Source organism: Treponema sp. OMZ 798 (assembly GCF_024181385.1).
Taxonomy (GTDB): Bacteria; Spirochaetota; Spirochaetia; order Treponematales; family Treponemataceae; genus Treponema_B.
The window spans coordinates 2,411,592-2,430,601 of sequence record NZ_CP051305.1 but is presented as its reverse complement, the minus strand read 5'-3'; the positions used below and the strand labels follow the sequence as shown (position 1 = coordinate 2,430,601).

The following is a 19,010-nucleotide window of genomic DNA, read 5'->3' as shown; positions in this document are numbered from 1 at the left end:
CTCGCCCCCTTTTATTATTTTAAAAATAGGTTTATACTTAAAGCATAGGAGAAGAGTATGCAATCATTAAAAGGAACAAAGACCGAACAAAATATTCTTTCGGCCTTTATCGGGGAGTCTCAGGCTCGTAACAAGTACACATTTTGGGCAAGCGCAGCCGAAAAAGAAGGTTTTGTGCAAATTGCAAGAATCTTTATCGAAACCGCAGAGCAGGAAAGGGAACATGCAAAGCGCCTCTTTAATTTTTTAGAAGGCGGAGATGTTACCGTTTCGGCTACGGCTCCTGCCGGTGTAGTCGGCACAACCTTGGAAAACCTAAAGCAGGCAGCGGCCGGTGAAAACCACGAATGGCAGCACATGTATCCTGAGTTTGCTAAGACAGCAAGGGAAGAAGGCTTCCCCCTAATCGCTGCCGTTATGGACAGTATCGCTGTTGCCGAAAAGTACCATGCAGAAAGGTATGAAGCCTTTATCAAAAGGATCGAGGAGAATTCCATGTGGGTACAAGAAAGCCCGACAACATGGAAGTGCTTAAACTGCGGTTTTATCGTGGTCAGCAAAAACGCTCCCGAAAAATGCCCTGCCTGTGCTTATCCCAAGGCTTACTTTGCCCGCTTGGAAGAAAGTTTTTAAACTCGGCTTTTAAAGCAGGCGTTAAAAGCCGGCCTAAGTTAAGCCTTAAATCAAACGGTAAGCTTATCGTACCAAAGGGGGCTTTTCAACTTTTTGATAAGCCCCTCTTTAATTAAGTCTTCACTTAAACGCTTTACATCCCCTGCTTCCCAAAATTCCTTCTTCGAAGAAAAAAAATCGATAGCTTCATTTTGAGTAAAAATTCTTTTGTTTGCTTTTATGAACCTTATAAAAAGCCTTTCGTCTTCGGGATATTGAACTGCCGTCTTGCTGCAAATATCGCAGCCTGAACAGGCGATTACCTCTTCATCGGGGTTAGAAGCCTCTGCCCTTGTTTCGCCGAGAGCCTTTAATAGAACTGCTCTTCGGCATTTTCCGCTTTCAGCAAAGTCTTTAAGAACCCCGGCCCTAAGACGCTGTTTTTCGGGCAAAAGCTCTATCCGCTTTTTATCGGCAGGAGACCATAAAAGAACAGCCTCGGCTATGCTCCCGTCTCGCCCGCCTCTTCCTGCCTCTTGAATATAGGCTTCTGCAGTCGGAGAGGGATCCATGTGGATTACGGTTTTAACATCCTTCTTGTCGACTCCCATCCCCCAAGCACAAGTACATATTAGTATGCCGCTTTTATGTGCATGGAACCATTTTTCGGTTTCGGCTTTTTCTTCTCTTTCGAGACCTGCGTGATAAAACCTTATATTTTCGTCGTTTAAGTTAAGACGCAAAAAAGAAGCCGTCTGCTCGGTTCCTTTCCGGCTTGAGCAAAAAATAACCATGGGCCTTTTTCTTTTTTTTACTTCCTCAAGAAGGGCCGGATTTTTTACCCTGCAATGCCTTACAAAATAAATTATATTTGTTCTGTCCGATTCGCCTCGGACCAAATGAGCCCTTCCTTCAAAAAGAATCTCGGCAATGCGCTGTAAGACAGGCGGGCTCGCCGTTGCGGTAAAGGCTGAAACGGCGTAAGGATGAAGCTTTTTGATTATGTTTGTAAGTTCAAGATAGGCCGGTCTAAAACTGTCTCCCCATTCGGTAACGCAGTGAGCCTCATCTATCGCCAAGTGAACCACATTGCAGGCCGCAATCCTGTCGATTAGATTCCCGGCTGAAAGAACCTCGGGGTTTGCAATTATGAGCTTTGCAGGAGGCTTTCCGCCGCTTCCTTCCATGCGGGCAAGCTGGGCATCTCTTTCTTCTTTAGTTTGCCCGCCCTTAAAGATAACAGGCTCAAGTCCTCCCTCCGCCATGCGCCTAAACTGGTCGCTCATAAGGGCTAAAAGAGGATAGATGATTACGGTAGGACCGTCCAACAAGAGGGCCGGAACTTGAAAGCACAAAGACTTTCCTGCTCCTGTCGGTAGGAGAATAATTTGCCTTCCTCTCATAATTCCGTCCTCATCATAGAGCTCAGTAAGTTTTTCTTCTTCGGTATTTGCGGTAATCTTTTGGAGCAATTTTGTTTTTGCATCCTTGTCCGAATCCGAAACTTCCCCGTTTTTCTTTTCAATCTCAATTTGTTCCGCTTCAATGCGGGCTTCGGCTGCATGAACCGCATCCAAGATATTGGCTATTGCAAGCCTCTGCCAAGGATATAACGACGGAATCCCAAAAACGTTTTTTGCACAAACCGCAACGGCATCCTCGGTTTTTTCTAAACTGTATTCGGGATTGTCGGTTTCGCATACAAAGGGGCAATAAAGATCGTCCGGAGTATCATCCCATCGGTAAAGCTCTTCTGTTTCTTTTAAATTTTGATTTTCCATTTTCACCTCTCAATATTATTGTACGAGATAGATGAAAGAAATAGTAATTTTTTAAAAAGAAATTATAAATAATATTTTGTGCCTCTACCGCTGCCTTCTTTATAACAAACGCAAATACAACGTATTTTTTTGCGTTTCATTTACGTTTGAAACGTAATTTTTTTGCGTTTTGTTTGTGTTTGCAAAATGAGTTTTAAAATCAGCCCGGATTACAACAGAAAATTACAGGATTCAAGGGTTTTAAAATTTGAACCTGCTGCGAGCCTTATAAGATAGAATAAAAAATCTTTTAGTTCGGCGTAGGCTTGTTCCGAGAGGTTTAATCCTCTCGATATTTTTGGGATAAGATTTTGAACTGCGAAGAGGTATAAAAGGCTTTCGCCTGAAAGGGGAAATGCCGGCTCGTGTTTATCGAGGCAGACCTCGCAAACGCAAGAATCTTCATGCGGAACGAAAAAGAAGTTTTTTACGCTGTAAGAAAAATCTTCCGCATTTGTGGTGAGAGCATCGGTTTTCGATTCTGCACCCGAAGTCCTTACTCCGCAGCGGCAGCAATGTTCCATATCCGGGGCAAGACCCGATAAAGAAATTACCCTCCACAAAAAACGGAGCAAGGCTTTTCGGCATTCGTTTTCGGAAGAAACTGCAAGCCCCGTCAAAAAGGAATTGATGATTTGCCAGTCGATGTTGCCCTTAAGTTTTACGGCCAATTCGGCAGCAAAGGCTGCACACCAAATGCGGGTCAGGTTATCGCTGAGGCCTATGCGGTAGTCGCTTACCTTAAAGTCGCTTATCTTGTTTGAATTTTTTATTGGGTTTGAATAAATCCAAACTTCTCCGGTGTGGTAGGGAATTACCATACTTCGCAGTTTGCTCTTAGGCCCGCCGAAGACGGCCGCATCTACCAGCTTGCAGGAGTGTTCCGTATCGGGTAAGAGGAGTAGGGCGTTTCTGTGTCCTTCGCCGAATGTCTTTAACGAAAGAACAAGGGCTTCGGAAGACCAAGAGCGGTTTGCCATCTTTACTTGCCTGTTTGCTTGTCTTGAGGGGTACTTGTATTACCGGAGGTCTCTCCGGCTTTGCTTTCCGTAGGGCCTGCATGCAAGAGGTCCTTAGCCCTTCGGCTTAAAGCTCCGTTTTTTTCATCTTCGGCAATCGCGGAAACAAGGGGTATCAACTCAGGATATCTATTCCGTTTAAACATGTCGAGCCCTATGCTCTTAAAAATCGGATCCTTATGATTTAGATAGGCTTCGGCTATCGGAGCTGTTCCCTTATTTTCAACTGTTGAAATAGTCTTGCCGAGTTCTGCGGAAAATTTATTTTGTTTCTTGTCAGAAATAGCTTTTAGTGCAGCCGTCTTTACATCCTCGTAAATGACATCAAAGTTATTTTTTAAAAGGCTTTCGGCAATTTTCAAACGGAGGGATAAGCCTGTCTTTTCTTCATTAAAAGCATCTACAAGCCATTCATTTGCTTCCGCGTTGTTAAAATAAGAAAGAGCTTCTACAGCTGCCAAGCGGACCGTATTTTCAGGATCTTTTTTTGCACGGTATAAGATAAACGGAACGGCATCCTCCGCCTTTTCTTCCTTTGCCGACTGGATAGCTTGAAGTCTTACCTTATAGTAAGAATCTTTAAAGGCTTGAATGATGATGTTTTTAGCCTTAGCATCCTTAAAGCCGGCAATACCCTTTATCGCAGCAGTTCTTAAAATCGGATCCTTGTCTTCAAAAATTTCTGATAAAATGGGAATAGCTCTTTCATCGCCTATCTTTCCTAGGGCAGAAACGGCTGCACCCCTTATAATGGCATTTTCATCGGTGTCTTCAGCAACCCGGATTAAAAAATCCCATATTTCAGGCGTATGAAGTTCTTCCAATGCAAACATTATGTTTTGTTTTATTATTAAAGATTTTTTTTCGTCATCGGAGGCCTCGGAGTCAAAAAGCTCTGTAAGAAAAACCGCATCTTCCGGTTTGCCTATCTTTCCGATAGCAGAAATACAAAGGTCTCTGTGTCCGCTTTCTTCATCTTTTAGTATTTGCCGTAAAAAATCTATTCCTTCATATATCTCAAGCTCTCTGATATAAGAAATCGCCGAGCGGACTGTTTCTTGAGGAAAGTCTTCTTTGTTTTCTAAGACCATGAGGGCATCGGATTTTAAGCAATCATTCTTTTTTTCGGCAAAGTAAGCAAATAAGGCATCCCTGATTGCCGGAATTTTGGTCTCGGCAAATACTTTCTGTAAATCTGCATCGAAACGGTCATCTTCATCGCTTTTTAGCCTTTTTATAAGTTCTAAGATATCGTCGCCTGTACCGTAAAGGATTGTGTCTCTTTTTTCTTCAAATTCAGATACTTCTTTTTTCTTTTTTTTGTCATTAGTTTTATCTTCTGTCTTTTCTTGAGTGGTTTCCGTATTTTCTGAAGGAGGCTGAGCCGCTTCTTGGGCTCCAAGTTTAAGCGTTAAACTGAAAATAAGTAAGAAACTGAGTACGCTGAGTTTTAAAAAAAAGTGTAATTCTTTTTTTAGGTTTTTCATAAATTATCCTCCATGCTACGGGTTCGGTTTTATCCTTACAAAACACTAACGATTTTCGTATTTCTTTAAAAAGTTTTTATAGTAATCGTTAAAAGAATCGTTTTGAACGGCCTCTCTTATGTCCTGTATCATACTATATAAAAAAGCTAAGTTGTGATAGGTTGCAAGCATTGAGTATAAAATTTCTTTTGTTCTAAATAAATGCCGCAAATAGGCCCTTGTATATTGTCGGCAGACCTTACACTTGCATTGAGAATCGATCGGGTTAAAGTCGAACTCGTATTCTTTGCGCTTAATCGAGATGGCTCCTTCATGGGTAAAGAGGTTTCCGTTTCTTGCATTCCTTGAGGGCAAGACGCAATCAAAAATATCGACTCCGTTTTTTACCGCCTCGAGAATATAATCGGGGGTTCCTATTCCCATTACATAGAGGGGCTTATTTTTAGGAATGTGCTTTGCCGTAAAGCTTAAATATTCTTGATAGAGGTCTTTGGGTTCTCCTATCGAAAGGCCTCCTATGGCAATGCCTCGCGGCTCATGTTTTAAAATGGCTTCAAGGCTTTGAAGTCTTAGGTCTTCAAAAAAACCGCCTTGCACGATAGGAAAGAGGGCTCCGTCATATTCATCGGGAGTATTGTGCCAGGCTGCAAAGGCTCTGTCCAGCCAGTTCATGGTTATTTTTAGGTCGGCAAGGGTTTGGGTTTTGCTTATCCCGAAAGCTGAGCAGATGTCCAGCTGCATCTGAATGTCGCTGTTAAAGCCCGTCTGTAAATCTACCGCAATTTCCGGGCTTAAAAATTGACGGCTCCCGTCTATGTGGCTTTGGAATTTTACGCCTTCTTCGGTAATTTTTCGCAGCTGCGAGAGCGAAAAAACTTGAAAGCCCCCGGAGTCGGTTAAAAAGTTTTTTTCCCAGCCTGAAAAGCCGTGTAAGCCTCCGGCCGCCTTTATTACTTCGATTCCCGGCCGTAAAAAAAGATGGTATGTATTGGCTAAAATAATTTCAAAGCCGATTTCGTCTAAGTCGTCCTTTGTCATCGCCTTTACTGTAGCCGCCGTTCCCACAGGCATAAAAGCCGGAGTAAGCACCTTCCCGTGAGGCAGATCCAAAACTCCCGTCCTTGCAGGAGATGCCGCATCTTGATGTAAAAGCATAAAAATTTCTTTTTTTTCTTTCATTAATTATTCAATCCTTTAATCGATTGAGAGTTTATCATAAAGGCGGGAAAAAATCAATTGAAAGACTTAGGCTGCAGGAGAGTGAAGGTTAGGTATTTAACCGCAAGGGGCGCAAAGAGCGCGAAGGGATTTTTTAAAAGCAGCTCATCAATTCGGAATGTATTAAATATTTAAAAATACATGTCGGACAAATATTTTTGTATTAGACTTATTATCAATTATCTGTTCAAAAGTTGAAAATATATAAATGCAAAAAAGATTTGACATTCATTTAGAAATTATAGTATAATTCAAAGACATTTATATTTAAGGATGCACTTTTATGGATAAGCTATTGGAATTACAAAAGCTGGATGCAAAAAATGATGATTCAGTTGTTTTTGCTATCAGTTGGGGCTCATGCGGCCATCATAGTTGCAACAGTGGTCTGGATCCTGACGGCGACAAGTGATGCATGGCTTTATAGCTATACAGAATTTAGGGCATCTCTAAAAACTGATGTTTTTAGAGGGTTTCCTTAAATATTTTGTATAGCTATTTCTTTGATTTCTGAAAAGAGAAACGAAAAATTTTTATAATAGTGTTCAATTTTCAGATGAATTGATTAGTCTTATTTTATTAAAAATAAGTGTTTTTTAATAATGAGGTGTTTATCTAAATAAATGGTATGAAACATGTATCTTATTTTTCTCATTTCAAAAAACTGTACGGCTATGTATCCGGTGCAGGTAAAATTTTGCCGATAACGATAATATTACTGAGAATCGCTTTAGGTCTTATTCCTTTTGCATATATAAGTGTATATTCAAAATTTATTGATGGCATTGCCGGAAAAAATACTAATCTGATATCTATCATTCCTGTGTTTATTGTTGTTGCGTTGCTTAGTTATTTCAGTCAAAATTTTTTAAATAATTTTATTTCCCGGTTGTCGCTGAATTTGCAAATTAAACTTCGTTCTGTAAATATAGAAAAGATTTCACGATTAAAGTATGAACATATCGAAAATCCTGCTACGAACGATTTAATAAAAGAGGTAAAAGCCGGTGTACCTAGTATACTTGTTTTCGGTTTCAGTTTTTATCTTGTTTTCTTAGAATTGCTTTTAAAAATATTTTCAGTAGCCGTTTATCTTATGATGTTTTCCCCGATGATGGCTTTAGTTATGTTCATATTACTTATACCGGTTGTAATGGTATCGTTAAAAACAGGAAAAGATGATTATGAGGCTTTTGCTCAATTTCAAAAAATAAGCCGCCGTATGGATGACTATGAAAAAATTCTTACCGATAAGGAATATGCTGAAGAAAGAACGCTTTTTAATTATATACGGTATTTTGAACAAAGATGGATTACATCATACAATGAGGCGACGGATGTTTTCTTGTCAGTAAAAAGGAAAAGTTATGCAGGAATCAAACTTACTTCAGGACTCATTACCGTTTCATTTTTAGGTATGATGTTTTTTATGCTGCTCAATGTTATCAAGGGAACATTATCGATAGGTTCTTTTTCCGCAGTTTCAAATGAACTTTTAATAATGAGTTCTGCTATTTCATGGAACTTAACGCAATCAATTCATGAAATAGCCAAGACAAATGTTTTTCTTAAAACAATTTCTAATTTTGAAAATTTATCTGAAGAAATTCAAGAAACCGATTTTGAATTGAAAAATAGTGAAAAGAAAATATACACCGATTTCCCTGAAAATATTGATATAGAATTTAAGAATGTTTCTTTTACGTATCCTGAAACGGAAAAAGAGATTCTTAAAAACTTAAACTTTAAACTTGAAGGTGGGAAGTCTTACGCATTGGTGGGAGAAAATGGAGCGGGAAAGACAACAATAACGAAATTACTTTTAGGTCTTTATAAAAATTATTCCGGTGAAATTCTAATTAACGGTGTAAATATAAAAGACATACAAGATTTTAATAAGCTGTTTTCGGTTGCGTTTCAAGATTTTGCAAAATATGAAATAACTTTACGAGAGAATATTATTTTTGATAACACTTCAATGAATAGCTCTTCATCTGAAGATTCGTTTTTTGATAAAGAAATTTTGAATCAAATGAAAGAGCTTTCCTTTGATATTGCAAAGTTTGAAAAGGGCTTGGACACGGATTTAGGCTATCTTAGTAAAAATAATATAAACATGTCTATTGGTGAGTGGCAAAAAATTGCTTTATTACGAAGTTTATTTTCAACGGGCAGCTATTATATTTTAGATGAGCCGACCGCTTCTCTTGACCCTGATGCAGAGTCAAAAGTCTATAATAACTTTTTAAAATTTATTTCCGGAAAATCTTCTATACTCATTACACATAGACTTGGAGCTGCAAAACTTGCAGATGAAATATTAGTATTATCTAATGGTGCTGTTGTTCAAAAGGGCCGTCATGATGAACTTGAAAGAGTAGATGGTTTATATAAAGAAATGTACGAAGCGCAAAAAGGATGGTATGTATGAAAAAATCTTTTATAAAAATTTTATTTTATGAAATTGCAAGAATGATTAAAGCTAAAAAAGCTTTGTTTTTATTTTGCGTTACTTTGTGTGTTTTTGATGCCTTATTAGCTTTTGGATATATATTTTTTATTGGAAAACTTACAGAAAGTTTAACCCTGTTAAATTCATCAGCAGTAAAAAATACCGTTTTGTATGTTTTTGGCATTTTTTCTTTAATTATTTTGTTGCAAGAATTTTCAAATGCAATTTTAAATTATTATCTTGATAAGCAAAGAATGCTTGTTACAGGAAAACTGAAAATCGATTTTTTTAATAAAGCGGCTTCGTTTGATGTACTTGAATTTGAAAAGCCGGATTTTCTTGATTCCTTAGATAAAGCAAAAAACGGTTTAGATAGTTCAATTGACGGTCTTATTAATCTTGAACTTATTATTGCACAAAATGTTGTTTATGTTCTTCTGGTAGCATTTTATATGGCTTCGATAAATCCGCTTCTTTTAATTGTTGTTTTAGGAGCTTTTATCCCAACCATGTTTACTTATGTTTTTAAAAATAAATATAAAAGTGAAAGTGAAGATAAGTCGGCAATGTACAGAAGGCAAATGAATAAGTATGGATCGTGTATCACCGATAAAGTTTTTTTTAAGGAAAGTAGACATCTGGCACTTTTTAATTTTTTTATTGAGAAATTTAATTCGTCGGCAAAATTATTTAAAAGGTATAAAACGAAGGAAATAAAAAAATTAACTTGGATTGGGATTATAACGAATGCATCTCAATTTTTAGGATTCATAAGTATTTTTGTTGTTGTTTATTGTCTTTCAAAAGCTGGTTCAATAAAAGCGGGGACTATTGTTGCGGTTATTGCAAGTGTTAATTTATTGTTTTCGCATTTTAAGGAATTGTTTAATTATCATATTGCCGGTCTTGCAGATTCTTACACGGGAATGAATTTTTTTCATGCAGTTATGGCTAAAGAAACTTCTAATAAAAATAAAACCGAGAAAATGGAAATTAAAAAAATACGCCTTACTGATATTTCTTTTTCATATCCTAATAGCAAGAAAAAAGCCCTTAAATCGCTGAACCTTGAAATAAATGCAGGTGAAACTATTTGTATCGTAGGAAAAAACGGCAGCGGAAAGTCAACGCTTTCAAAAATATTGCTGGGGCTGTATCAACCCGCTTCAGGTGAGATTATAATAAATGAATCAAAAAACGCATCTGAAGAAGCTCATTTGCTGTTGCAAAAAAACAGCTCCGCAGTTTTTCAAAATTTTAATCGCTATAACCTGAGCTTGGAAGAAAATATTAATGTGGCAGATGTAACTAAATCGGTAAATAAAATTTCGCAAGCGGTAGAGCAACTTTCAGACACCTTACCTGATAAACAAAATGCAATGCTTTCAAGAGAATTTGGCGGAGTTGACTTGTCTATGGGACAATGGCAAAAACTTGCTATTGAAAGAGGTCTTTTCAAAGATGCAAGTATCATTATTTTTGATGAGCCTACTTCGGCAATAGATCCGCTGCTTGAAATGGATTTACTTAACAGCATGCTTGATGATAAAACTCATAGTATAAAAATTATTATAAGCCACAGAATCGGGATTGCAACTAGAGCCGATAAAATCCTTTTAATGGATAACGGCGAAATTATTGAAAGCGGCAAGCATGATGACTTAATGCTTAAAGATACAGAGTATAGCAAGTTATTTAAAACTCAGCAGCAATGGTATAAATAAGAGGTAAGTAGGATTTGAAATGAGAGATTTAGCAGAAATTAATCATTTAAATTATATATGGAAAAATAAATTATATTATGACATAAAAGCTTATCATAAATTGAATAAAAATGATTATTATTATTCAGTTCTTAGTGAGATAGTATGCACTAAACATCATTCTTCTATGGGAAAATTTCCATGGACATATATTGACTTTGGCGAAGAGAAAGATATATCAGGTTGGAAAATTCATATATCTGCAACGTTAGATAATCATATAGAGGTACTTAAAAAAGTATCAAAATTTGCTTTTGAAAATGAAATATCATTTAAATTTGCTTCTAATTTAAATAATTATGTGCATCTTAATTCAAAAAATATAAATAGAGCTAGTAGTGGTAAGTATATTGTCATGTATCCTAAACAAAAAGTTTTGATGATATTATTGAAAAACTTTATTTTATTTTAAAAGAATATGATGGTCCATATATATTGTCAGATAAATGTTATAAAGATTCTAAAATCTTATTTTATCGATATGGTGAGATAAATCCTATTACCTTTCGAGATAATTATGGGACTCTAGCAACTAAAATCATTGATAACGAAAATAATTTAGTGATAGATGAGCGACTGCCCTATTATAAAGTACCTGATTGGGTTAGTGATAAAAAATATGACACTATTTCTAATAATAAAGATTCTGTTTTGTTAAAAAAATATCTTATAAAATCATGCCTGCATTTTTCTGCACAAGGAGGAGTATATAAGGGAGAGAGAAATGGTTTTGTTTATATAATAAAAGAAGCTAGAAAAAACAGCGGACTGGATAATAGTTATATTTCGGCTGTTCAACGGACATCATCTGAATACGAAATTCTTTTGGAATTAAAAGACAAGAAATGTACGCCGAATCCATATGAAATTGAATTGTATAAAGTTGCTTTAGTTCTTATGTATTGTATAGCTCCTTATAACCCATTATATGAGTTATGTGAAGAAAAAATTTTAGAGTTTTTAAGTATTTGTTATGATAAAACTGACGTGCCTGTTGAGCTGTTAAATTTAATATATAAATTAATAAAATTTAAATATAAAAATACAAAAGATGTTTTAAAAGATTTAAAATGCAAAAATAAAATTGAAAATAAAGTTTTTACTAATAAAATAAAAAAAACAATTAATTATGATTTATTATATAAATCAATACTTAATAATATCCAATTGTTTATAGATGGTAAAAGTCCATTAGCATCAGATCCGCAATCTATAAATACAAATGAATACAGCTTTGGCTATGGCATGTTTGGTATGGTTTATTCTATAAGTTATTATGAAAAACTGTTGAAATGTGAAGATTCAGAGCAGTATAATTTTATTGTTACAAAATTTATGGCTGATTTTTATAAGAGACCTACTTTATTTTCCAATGGATTATATATTGGATTGTCAGGTATTGCGTATGTATTGCTAAAGCTCGGATTTAGGAAAGAAGCCAAAATTGTTTTGGAAAGGGTAAATTTAGAAAGACCACATAATATTTATGATTTTGCTTATGGCCTTTCGGGTAACCTTATTGTTAATTTAATTTTTTATAAAGAAAGTGATGATATTTTGTATTTGAAATTTGCTGAAGAATATGCTAAAAAAATTATTACTTCTGCTATAAAAAAAGATGATATGCTTGTCTGGGAAGATTCAGAAGGCGATTGTTATTCTGGTTTTACAAGAGGTTGTTCAGGTATCGCTTATTCTTTATTATTGTTATATTTGCAAACAAAAGATAAAGAAAAACTTTTATTAGCTGTTTCAGCTTTAGAAAGTGATTTGAGTCGTTTATTAGTTAATGAAAATGGTTTCTTGTCTATAAATAGCAGACCTATAGGGATGGAGCCTCCGGTGTATTCTCCATATATTCATAATGGCCTTGCAGGGATAGGATGTGTTTTGATTAGATTTTATAAAATCACTAAATTGCCAAAGTATTTAAATCTAATCTGTGAAATGATAGAAGCATCCAAAACTACTTTTATTTTATATCCTGGATATTTGAGAGGTTGTAGTGGTATAATTTCATTTTTGCAAGATTGTAAAATGATTCTTGGTATGGAAAACTTAAATTCGCATATTGATTATTTATTGGACTTATTGAATTTCCACTATGTTGAAATAGACAATCTGACTGGGTTTACTGGTGATGAACTTTATAAAATTTCAAATGATTTGTTTACAGGTTCTTCAGGTATACTATTACAGTCTTTTCGTGAATGTGCAAAGTTACAAAATAATCCTTTTATACCTGGCGATGAATTGTTGTTTTGTGATGGGAGTTTGAACACAAATACTTAAAAAATGATTTTTATTTTACGAAACTTAACGCCATTTTGTAAAATATTTTTAAATTTAACACTACTGCTCAACAATTCTTTTTATTAGCTTGAAACACTAAAACAGACTTTTGTTTTCCACACCTTTTAAAAACTAAAAATTATTTTTTTATTTTAAACAAAACACGAGAATTACACAAAAGTGAGGACCGCTATAAAACACAAGGGTTTTCATTTGCAAAAAACCATTTAAATTTATCTGTGACGCTGTCAAATAAAATCTTTCCGTTCATGAAAAGAAAATTATTTTTACAAATCTCGTAAATATATATTTTATTTTTAATATGTTCCGCTCGAAGGGTTGATATAACTATATTCATAACTATATCATACTATATTTCATTGTGTCAATACTATATTTAGTTAAAATATTATGAATGAGTGTGTTTTTAAGAGAACAACAGAGCCTTGTTATCAAAAGACTTCGCAAGAAAAGGGAAAAAGCCGGTCTATCTCAGTTGGAATTGGCTTTGAGGGCAGATATTTCTCAAAATATGATCAACTATATTGAAACCGGCAAAAGAACGCCGAGTCTTGATACTCTTTTAAAAATTTGTCATCCTCTGAACATAAGTCCGGCTGTTCTTTTTTCGGATACGGAAGAAGAGAAAGAAGAAGCAAAAAAACAAGTTTTTGATATGATACAAAGATGGATGTAGATGTAGGCAGCTCTCATTGAGTAATTCAGTTTCTATTTATAAGCATCTTTTCTGGCTTCTATATCAATAATAAATACAATAACTTTTTCTTCCTCTATTTTATAAAAAAGACGGAAGTTTCCTAATCTAAAGCGGTATATGTCTTTATAAATGCCTTTTAATTTTTTTATGTTAGGCCCAAAATGCGGATTTTTTCTTAATAGCGGGTAAACATAATTTTTGATTTTTTGATATAAAAATTCATACTTTTTTGATTTTATTTTTTTCTCAAAAGTCGAGGTTTCTGCAATTTTATAGTTAGCCAATTACTTTATACCTTCCTGCCGATATGTCCGATAAGCCTTTTTTTAAGTCTTTTTCAAATTCGAGTATTTCCTGCATTTCTTCGTCATCAACTACGGATTCATTGATGGTATAGTTTAATGCTGCATATTCCATATAATTTGAAATAGTGCGTTTTTGTCCTTCGGCTGCTTTTTTAAATATATCGTATATAGCATTATCTATTCGCATGGTAATTGTCTTTTGCATTTATTTCCCTCCTCTTCAAATATATTCAATTTTATTCAATTTGTCAAGAGTCATTAGAAATAGAGGCCTAAAAATAATGTGTACCCAATTCCTTCCTACAAATTAAACAATTTTGTTTTGCCGTCCGGTGTTTGAATTGTTATGTCGATATTATTTTTCTGTTTGCTTTCATTTATAGGATTTTCTAAACCGGCTTCTTCTAAAAATTTCGTCAAATCACTTTCCGGAATTTTAATTTTAGAAGGGATCTTTGTGCTTATTACTATAGTCTCACTGTCTTTTTTTTGTTTAGCCTCTTCAAAAACAAATTTAACGTTTTCTTTTTGAATAGCATCTAAAAGTTTAAGTCCTTCTTCGGGTGTGATTGCCTTGTCCCTAATCATGTTTAAAATTTCAAGTTTTTCGTTTTCCATAAAATCTCCTTGTAGTTAAAACTGAACTGTTTGTTACTGTTCTTCTAAATTTTATCTTCTTCGGATTGGCCCGTTAAAAATGAAACTGCGGAATCAACCGATAACTCTCCGGCCTTTATTCTTTTTAAAACTTCAGAAACATTAACGGACGGAAGGCTGCCATCGGATAAGCCCAGTGCTGCATTGATTTCTTCTATCTTGTTCCGCACCGTCGGGTAAGAAATGCCTAATTCTTTTTCCATATCGCGTATGCTGCCTCTGTTTTTTAAAAACATCTTTACAAAATATTTTTGCTCCTTTGTGAGGCGGCAAAATTCGCATAGATCGAACTCTCCCTTTAAAGAACTGTTGCATTTTGTGCAATGCAGCTCTGAAACGGTAAAAGTCCCGCCGCATACGGGGCAGGTTCCCATAACCTCTGTCATATTTACTCCTATAAAAACTTTTTGCAAGGATTATTAAATCCTGAAAAAAGTTTTTTCAAGTAGTTTTGCTTTTGCAAAACTACATACAATAACACGAGTTTTGTGCTTTGCACAAAACTCGAAGATAAACAGAGAGGCTGAATTTCTGCCGAACTGTTTATCGTAATCCAATAAAAACTTTAATTCTATGATAATAAAAACTTCTCACTTTGTCAAGAGAATTTATTAAAATATCTATATTAAAATTGAAAAATACAATAATTTTAACTAAAAATATAAGAATTTTAAAATATTTTATTAAATATTTTAAAATTTGACTTAATATAATTCTTTTAATAGATGAGGGCACTTCCTCTCTCGATAAAGAAAATGCCCTAGAGATTGAAAAGAGACTGATAGAAAATCCCGATTTAACTGTAATAATGATCAGCCATCACTTTGAATCCGAAATAAAAGAAAAACTGGATGGGGTTTATACGTTGTAAGCTTCATCCGTATAATACTTAGCCTGTAAGCTGTAAAGCTCCTTGTATTTGCCTTCTTGGTTTATAAGAGTTTCGTGGTTTCCGTCTTGGACAATGTGAGCATTGTCGAATACGATGGTCCTATCCGAAAATTTTGTAACCGCCATTCTGTGCGAAATATACAGGGAGCACTTATCTGCAAAAAAAGAATCGAACTGCTCGTAGATTTTGTTCTCGGCTTTTGGGTCGAGGGCGGCGGTCGGTTCATCTAAAATGACTATCGGAGCGTTTTTGTATGCAGCTCTGGCTATTGCAATCTTTTGCCCTTCTCCGCCTGAGGGGGTAAAGCCTGCATCATCAAAGTCTCGGTACACCAAGGTTTCCAAGCCCTTATCCAATTTATCGGTAACTTCTTTTAAGCCCGATGCCGAAACGATGTTTTCTAAACGCTTTTTATCTGATTCGGTTTTATCGTTCCCGAATGTAATATTTTCTTTTATGCTGAAAGAAAAAAGTTTAAAGTCTTGGAAGACTGCTGCAAACCAAGTTTGATAGTGATTATAATCTATTTCTTTTATGTCGATACCGTTAATTAAAATTTTGCCTTCGGTCGGTTCATAAAGGCGCATTAAAAGTTTTACAAATGTTGATTTACCTGCACCGTTTTCTCCGATGATTGCAATCCGTTCTTTGGAATTAAATTTAACGTTTACGTTTTGTAAGGCAAACTTTTCGCTTGTACCGTATTTAAAAGAAACATTTTGAAATTCGATATCGAAGTTTTCGGATAAAATAGGTTTTTCTCCTTTTGCATTTTCCATGGACGGCATATTCATATATTCTTTAAAAGCGGCAAAATAAGTATTGAACTGTGAAAGCTGAACGACGGTTTTTATAATTTCGGATAGTATCGAGGCGAAAGAATTTACGGCTGCAAGATACATTGTGAAATTTCCTACCGAAAGCGTTGAGTCTAATGTTTGCCTAATTACAAAAAAATAACTTATGATTAGTTGAGCAACAAAGGTAAAAGAATTAAAGGCTCCGCTTATAAAGCGGGTGTTGGCTACATTGTTATAAAATTTTCCGAGTACTTCAATTTGTTTATCGTATTTTTCTAAAAACCACGGAGCTAAATTATAGGTGCGGATTTCTTTTCCGTATTGAAAATCTTCCATCTTTTCGGAATAGTAGCCGATGCGCCTTTCCTGCACGGATTGCTCCATGCGGTATTTTATTCCATGTTTATTTGTTTTTGCAAAGACCAAAGAGTTAAGAGCTGTAATTATGATGACTGCAAGTACAAGCCAAGGACTTAACATTGCAATAACGGAAACAAGGCCTGCGAAGGTGAGCACTTTACCGAATAAACCTATTGCTTCATCTAAAAGAGCTGCGAACCCATAACCTCCGGAATATGCATATTGGTCAGCCTTCTTTTTTAAGTTTAAAAATTCGGGAGTTTCAAGCCGTTCATAATCTACCTGCATTAATTTTTTTCCTATATCGGCTTGAAAACGCTGAAAGGATATGCTTTTTAAAATACTTGCAGAGCGGTTTAAAACGGCCGTTATAAGGCTTATCGCAAATAAGATTCCGGCGTATATGACAAGAAACTTAACCGCTTCTTCTTTATTTTGTGTTGTAAACAAAGCGTCAATAATAAATTTGGGCAACACTACCGTCATCACCGTTTTTACGGCATTTAAAATCTCTTTTAATAAAATAACAACCGGAAAACGCTTGTCATATCGCCAGCACATAGCAAAATAATACAATGCTCCCTTAAACATAAATAACCTCTCTTTTCTAAATAATAATATATTCAATATAATATTATATGTAGTATACCATAAGCAATATATGCTGTCAAGAAAAAAGTACGTTTTTTAGAACAATAACTTAATTGAACAAGATATAATTTTATGCTATACTCAATTTTCTTAAAAAAGAGTAATTTAATCCGCTGATACGGGAAAGAGGGTTTATTATGGGAAATTTCTTTACCAAGATAAAAGAAAAATTTTCGGGTATGAACAAAAACTATTCTGAAAATGTTTTAAATTCATATACCGCTAAATTGGTTCAAGTGCTGCAATCTATTGATAATCATATCGAGTATGAATTGGAGCTTGCGAATAATGTAGGCTTAAAGCAGGATATATTGGATAAATATGATCCCATAAAATACATCATTGAACTTGATACTCAGATATTGAAGAAAATTAAAAATTCGGAAAAGACTTTTTACGGCTTTTATCAAAAAGCAATTTTTTTGGATTTAAGCGGATTTAAACATGTAAATGAAAAGATATACAGCGAACTCTTATATAGAATGTTCGAGATGTCGGCAAGGAACAAAAATATAGATGTAAATAAATTTATAAGAGAATTTTATGCCTATTGCAATAAGAATTCTTTTGCCTATGCCGGTGAAGAAATTGTCGGCCGCTTAAAAAAATATCTGCAGCTGGCCGAACCCTATATAATAAAAACAAAATATGAGGAGGGCTCGCAAGAAGATTTTAGAAAAGATTCCGATAAACAAGAAAATAAGGACTTCTTTGCTGAAACAAAAGAAGACGCTTACGGCATTAAATTGATTATAGATCTGTTATTTCAATATGGTATAGAAGATATGAAATCATTAAATAAAATGCTAAAAAAAGCAGGCTTTTTTCATTTTTTTGTATGGATTATTATTCCTATTGTGATAATTGTTTTAGGTGGTATTGCTTGCTTGAATGATATTTTTTGTGCGATTCTTGTTGTTTGTGTAATAATTGCGGTAATCAATTTGAGCTTATTTATCTACAGGTCGGTAAAAATAAAATATCTTAAAAAATCCATCATAAAGATTGCAACTGCCGCAAAGATAGGCGAAAATTATATCTATTCTTCTTTAAAAGACCGTTACGGTAAAAAAATAAAAAAACTTTTAAAGTAGCGGGGGTATTCTATAAATTTTTCTCGTTCCATTGACAAAATATAAAAAGAAAGTGTATTATGGCTCGGTTTAAATTTAACTAAAAAGGAGAGAACCGTATGAAAAAACCTATTATCGGGATAACGGGCAGCTGCCTTTACGAGCCTTCTGCCGGATTGTTTGCCGGTTATGAAAGAATGTACACTAATACAGACTACGTCAATGCAGTGCTTGCTGCGGGCGGTGTTCCGCTAATGCTTCCTATCATCAATGACGAAGAAGCTGTCCGGCAGCAGATCGAAAATCTTTCAGGCATCATAATTATGGGCGGCTACGATGTTGAACCCCATTTTTTTAATGAAGAGCCTCTTTCTTGCCTTGGGGAAATTCTTCCCAAACGGGATATCTACGAACTGAAACTCATTAAAGCAGCTAGGGCTCTAAAAAAGCCTATCTTAGGGATATGCAGAGGAATGCAGCTTCTAAATGTTGCCTTCGGCGGTTCTCTCTATCAGGATTTATCTCTTATCAAAAGAAATATTCAGATAAAGCATGACCAAGATACCCGCCCTCAGGAACGCACCCATTCTATCAAAATCGAAGATAATTCTGTTATGCAAAAAGTTTTCGGCAAAGAAGATATGGTAAACTCTTATCATCATCAGGCAGTAAAAACTCTTGCAAAGGATTTTAAGATTACAGCCTATGCTCCCGACGGCATTGTTGAAGCTATCGAGTATACGGGAGACTGTTTTATAATGGGCGTTCAATTTCATCCGGAAATGACGGCTGCCGTTCATAAGCCCTCATTGGACTTGTTTAAAGAATTTATAGGCCATTGTTAGGTTTACGTTTAAAATAAAATAGAAAGATAGTCTTGATGTATGGGGC

General features: G+C 35.1%; 18 protein-coding genes. 9 read left to right on the top strand and 9 right to left on the bottom strand.

The window, feature by feature from the left end:
- Nucleotides 1–57: 57 nt before the first annotated feature.
- A complete protein-coding gene (gene rbr / locus E4O07_RS11285; protein WP_253685853.1) occupies nucleotides 58–633 on the top strand; it encodes a rubrerythrin in 576 nt (191 codons plus the stop codon).
- A gap of 50 nt (nucleotides 634–683) precedes the next feature.
- On the opposite strand, the gene E4O07_RS11280 is transcribed toward rbr, so the two are convergent.
- From E4O07_RS11280 to tgt, 4 genes are all read right to left on the bottom strand, one after another.
- Nucleotides 684–2,393, bottom strand: a complete 1,710-nt coding sequence (locus tag E4O07_RS11280) for a RecQ family ATP-dependent DNA helicase (protein ID WP_253685851.1) — start codon at nucleotides 2,391–2,393, stop codon at nucleotides 684–686.
- A gap of 209 nt (nucleotides 2,394–2,602) precedes the next feature.
- Entirely contained in the window at nucleotides 2,603–3,412 is an 810-nt protein-coding gene (locus tag E4O07_RS11275; protein WP_253685849.1) for a DNA repair protein RecO, read from the bottom strand.
- A 2-nt stretch (nucleotides 3,413–3,414) separates the two neighbouring features.
- Entirely contained in the window at nucleotides 3,415–4,938 is a 1,524-nt protein-coding gene (locus tag E4O07_RS11270) for a HEAT repeat domain-containing protein (RefSeq protein WP_253685847.1), read from the bottom strand.
- A gap of 45 nt (nucleotides 4,939–4,983) precedes the next feature.
- Nucleotides 4,984–6,117: a tRNA guanosine(34) transglycosylase Tgt gene (gene tgt, locus E4O07_RS11265; RefSeq protein WP_253685845.1), complete on the bottom strand. Its 1,134-nt coding sequence runs from the start codon at nucleotides 6,115–6,117 to the stop codon at nucleotides 4,984–4,986.
- Between the two features lie 322 nt (nucleotides 6,118–6,439).
- On the opposite strand from tgt, the gene E4O07_RS13425 reads away from it, so the two are divergent.
- The 6 genes from E4O07_RS13425 to E4O07_RS11240 all read left to right on the top strand — a co-directional run bounded on the left by E4O07_RS13425 (nucleotide 6,440) and on the right by E4O07_RS11240 (nucleotide 13,360).
- Entirely contained in the window at nucleotides 6,440–6,568 is a 129-nt protein-coding gene (locus E4O07_RS13425; RefSeq protein ID WP_256487864.1) for a hypothetical protein, read from the top strand.
- Between the two features lie 216 nt (nucleotides 6,569–6,784).
- Entirely contained in the window at nucleotides 6,785–8,587 is a 1,803-nt protein-coding gene (locus E4O07_RS11260; protein WP_253685843.1) for an ABC transporter ATP-binding protein, read from the top strand.
- Nucleotides 8,584–10,332: an ATP-binding cassette domain-containing protein gene (locus E4O07_RS11255; protein WP_253685841.1), complete on the top strand. Its 1,749-nt coding sequence runs from the start codon at nucleotides 8,584–8,586 to the stop codon at nucleotides 10,330–10,332. The genes E4O07_RS11260 and E4O07_RS11255 overlap by 4 nt, the downstream gene beginning before the upstream one ends.
- A gap of 19 nt (nucleotides 10,333–10,351) precedes the next feature.
- Nucleotides 10,352–10,783: a class III lanthionine synthetase LanKC N-terminal domain-containing protein gene (locus tag E4O07_RS11250; RefSeq protein WP_253685839.1), complete on the top strand. Its 432-nt coding sequence runs from the start codon at nucleotides 10,352–10,354 to the stop codon at nucleotides 10,781–10,783.
- Nucleotides 10,784–10,806: 23 nt separating this feature from the next.
- Nucleotides 10,807–12,663 (top strand): lanthionine synthetase C family protein, encoded by a 1,857-nt coding sequence (locus E4O07_RS11245; RefSeq protein WP_253685837.1) that lies wholly within the window; start codon nucleotides 10,807–10,809, stop codon nucleotides 12,661–12,663.
- 415 nt (nucleotides 12,664–13,078) lie between these two features.
- A complete protein-coding gene (locus tag E4O07_RS11240) occupies nucleotides 13,079–13,360 on the top strand; it encodes a helix-turn-helix domain-containing protein (protein ID WP_253685835.1) in 282 nt (93 codons plus the stop codon).
- 32 nt (nucleotides 13,361–13,392) lie between these two features.
- On the opposite strand, the gene E4O07_RS11235 is transcribed toward E4O07_RS11240, so the two are convergent.
- The 5 genes from E4O07_RS11235 to E4O07_RS11215 all read right to left on the bottom strand — a co-directional run bounded on the left by E4O07_RS11235 (nucleotide 13,393) and on the right by E4O07_RS11215 (nucleotide 16,986).
- Nucleotides 13,393–13,665: a type II toxin-antitoxin system RelE family toxin gene (locus E4O07_RS11235; RefSeq protein ID WP_253685833.1), complete on the bottom strand. Its 273-nt coding sequence runs from the start codon at nucleotides 13,663–13,665 to the stop codon at nucleotides 13,393–13,395.
- Nucleotides 13,658–13,891 carry a CopG family transcriptional regulator gene (locus E4O07_RS11230; RefSeq protein ID WP_253685831.1) on the bottom strand — a complete coding sequence of 78 codons (234 nt, stop codon included), beginning with the start codon at nucleotides 13,889–13,891 and terminating at the stop codon, nucleotides 13,658–13,660. The genes E4O07_RS11235 and E4O07_RS11230 overlap by 8 nt, the downstream gene beginning before the upstream one ends.
- Before the next feature lie 95 nt (nucleotides 13,892–13,986).
- Nucleotides 13,987–14,304 carry an SHOCT-like domain-containing protein gene (locus tag E4O07_RS11225; protein ID WP_253685829.1) on the bottom strand — a complete coding sequence of 106 codons (318 nt, stop codon included), beginning with the start codon at nucleotides 14,302–14,304 and terminating at the stop codon, nucleotides 13,987–13,989.
- A gap of 44 nt (nucleotides 14,305–14,348) precedes the next feature.
- The gene (locus tag E4O07_RS11220; RefSeq protein WP_253685827.1) at nucleotides 14,349–14,729 is read right to left on the bottom strand and encodes a DUF2089 domain-containing protein; all 381 of its coding nucleotides are present in this window, start codon (nucleotides 14,727–14,729) and stop codon (nucleotides 14,349–14,351) included.
- 472 nt (nucleotides 14,730–15,201) lie between these two features.
- On the bottom strand, nucleotides 15,202–16,986 hold the full coding sequence (locus E4O07_RS11215; protein ID WP_371921978.1) for an ABC transporter ATP-binding protein: 1,785 nt from the start codon (nucleotides 16,984–16,986) through the stop codon (nucleotides 15,202–15,204).
- A gap of 197 nt (nucleotides 16,987–17,183) precedes the next feature.
- On the opposite strand from E4O07_RS11215, the gene E4O07_RS11210 reads away from it, so the two are divergent.
- Nucleotides 17,184–18,140, top strand: coding sequence for a hypothetical protein (locus tag E4O07_RS11210; protein ID WP_253685823.1), 957 nt, complete (start codon nucleotides 17,184–17,186; stop codon nucleotides 18,138–18,140).
- A gap of 98 nt (nucleotides 18,141–18,238) precedes the next feature.
- Nucleotides 18,239–18,964 (top strand): gamma-glutamyl-gamma-aminobutyrate hydrolase family protein, encoded by a 726-nt coding sequence (locus tag E4O07_RS11205; protein ID WP_253685821.1) that lies wholly within the window; start codon nucleotides 18,239–18,241, stop codon nucleotides 18,962–18,964.
- The last annotated feature ends 46 nt before the right edge of the window (nucleotides 18,965–19,010 follow it).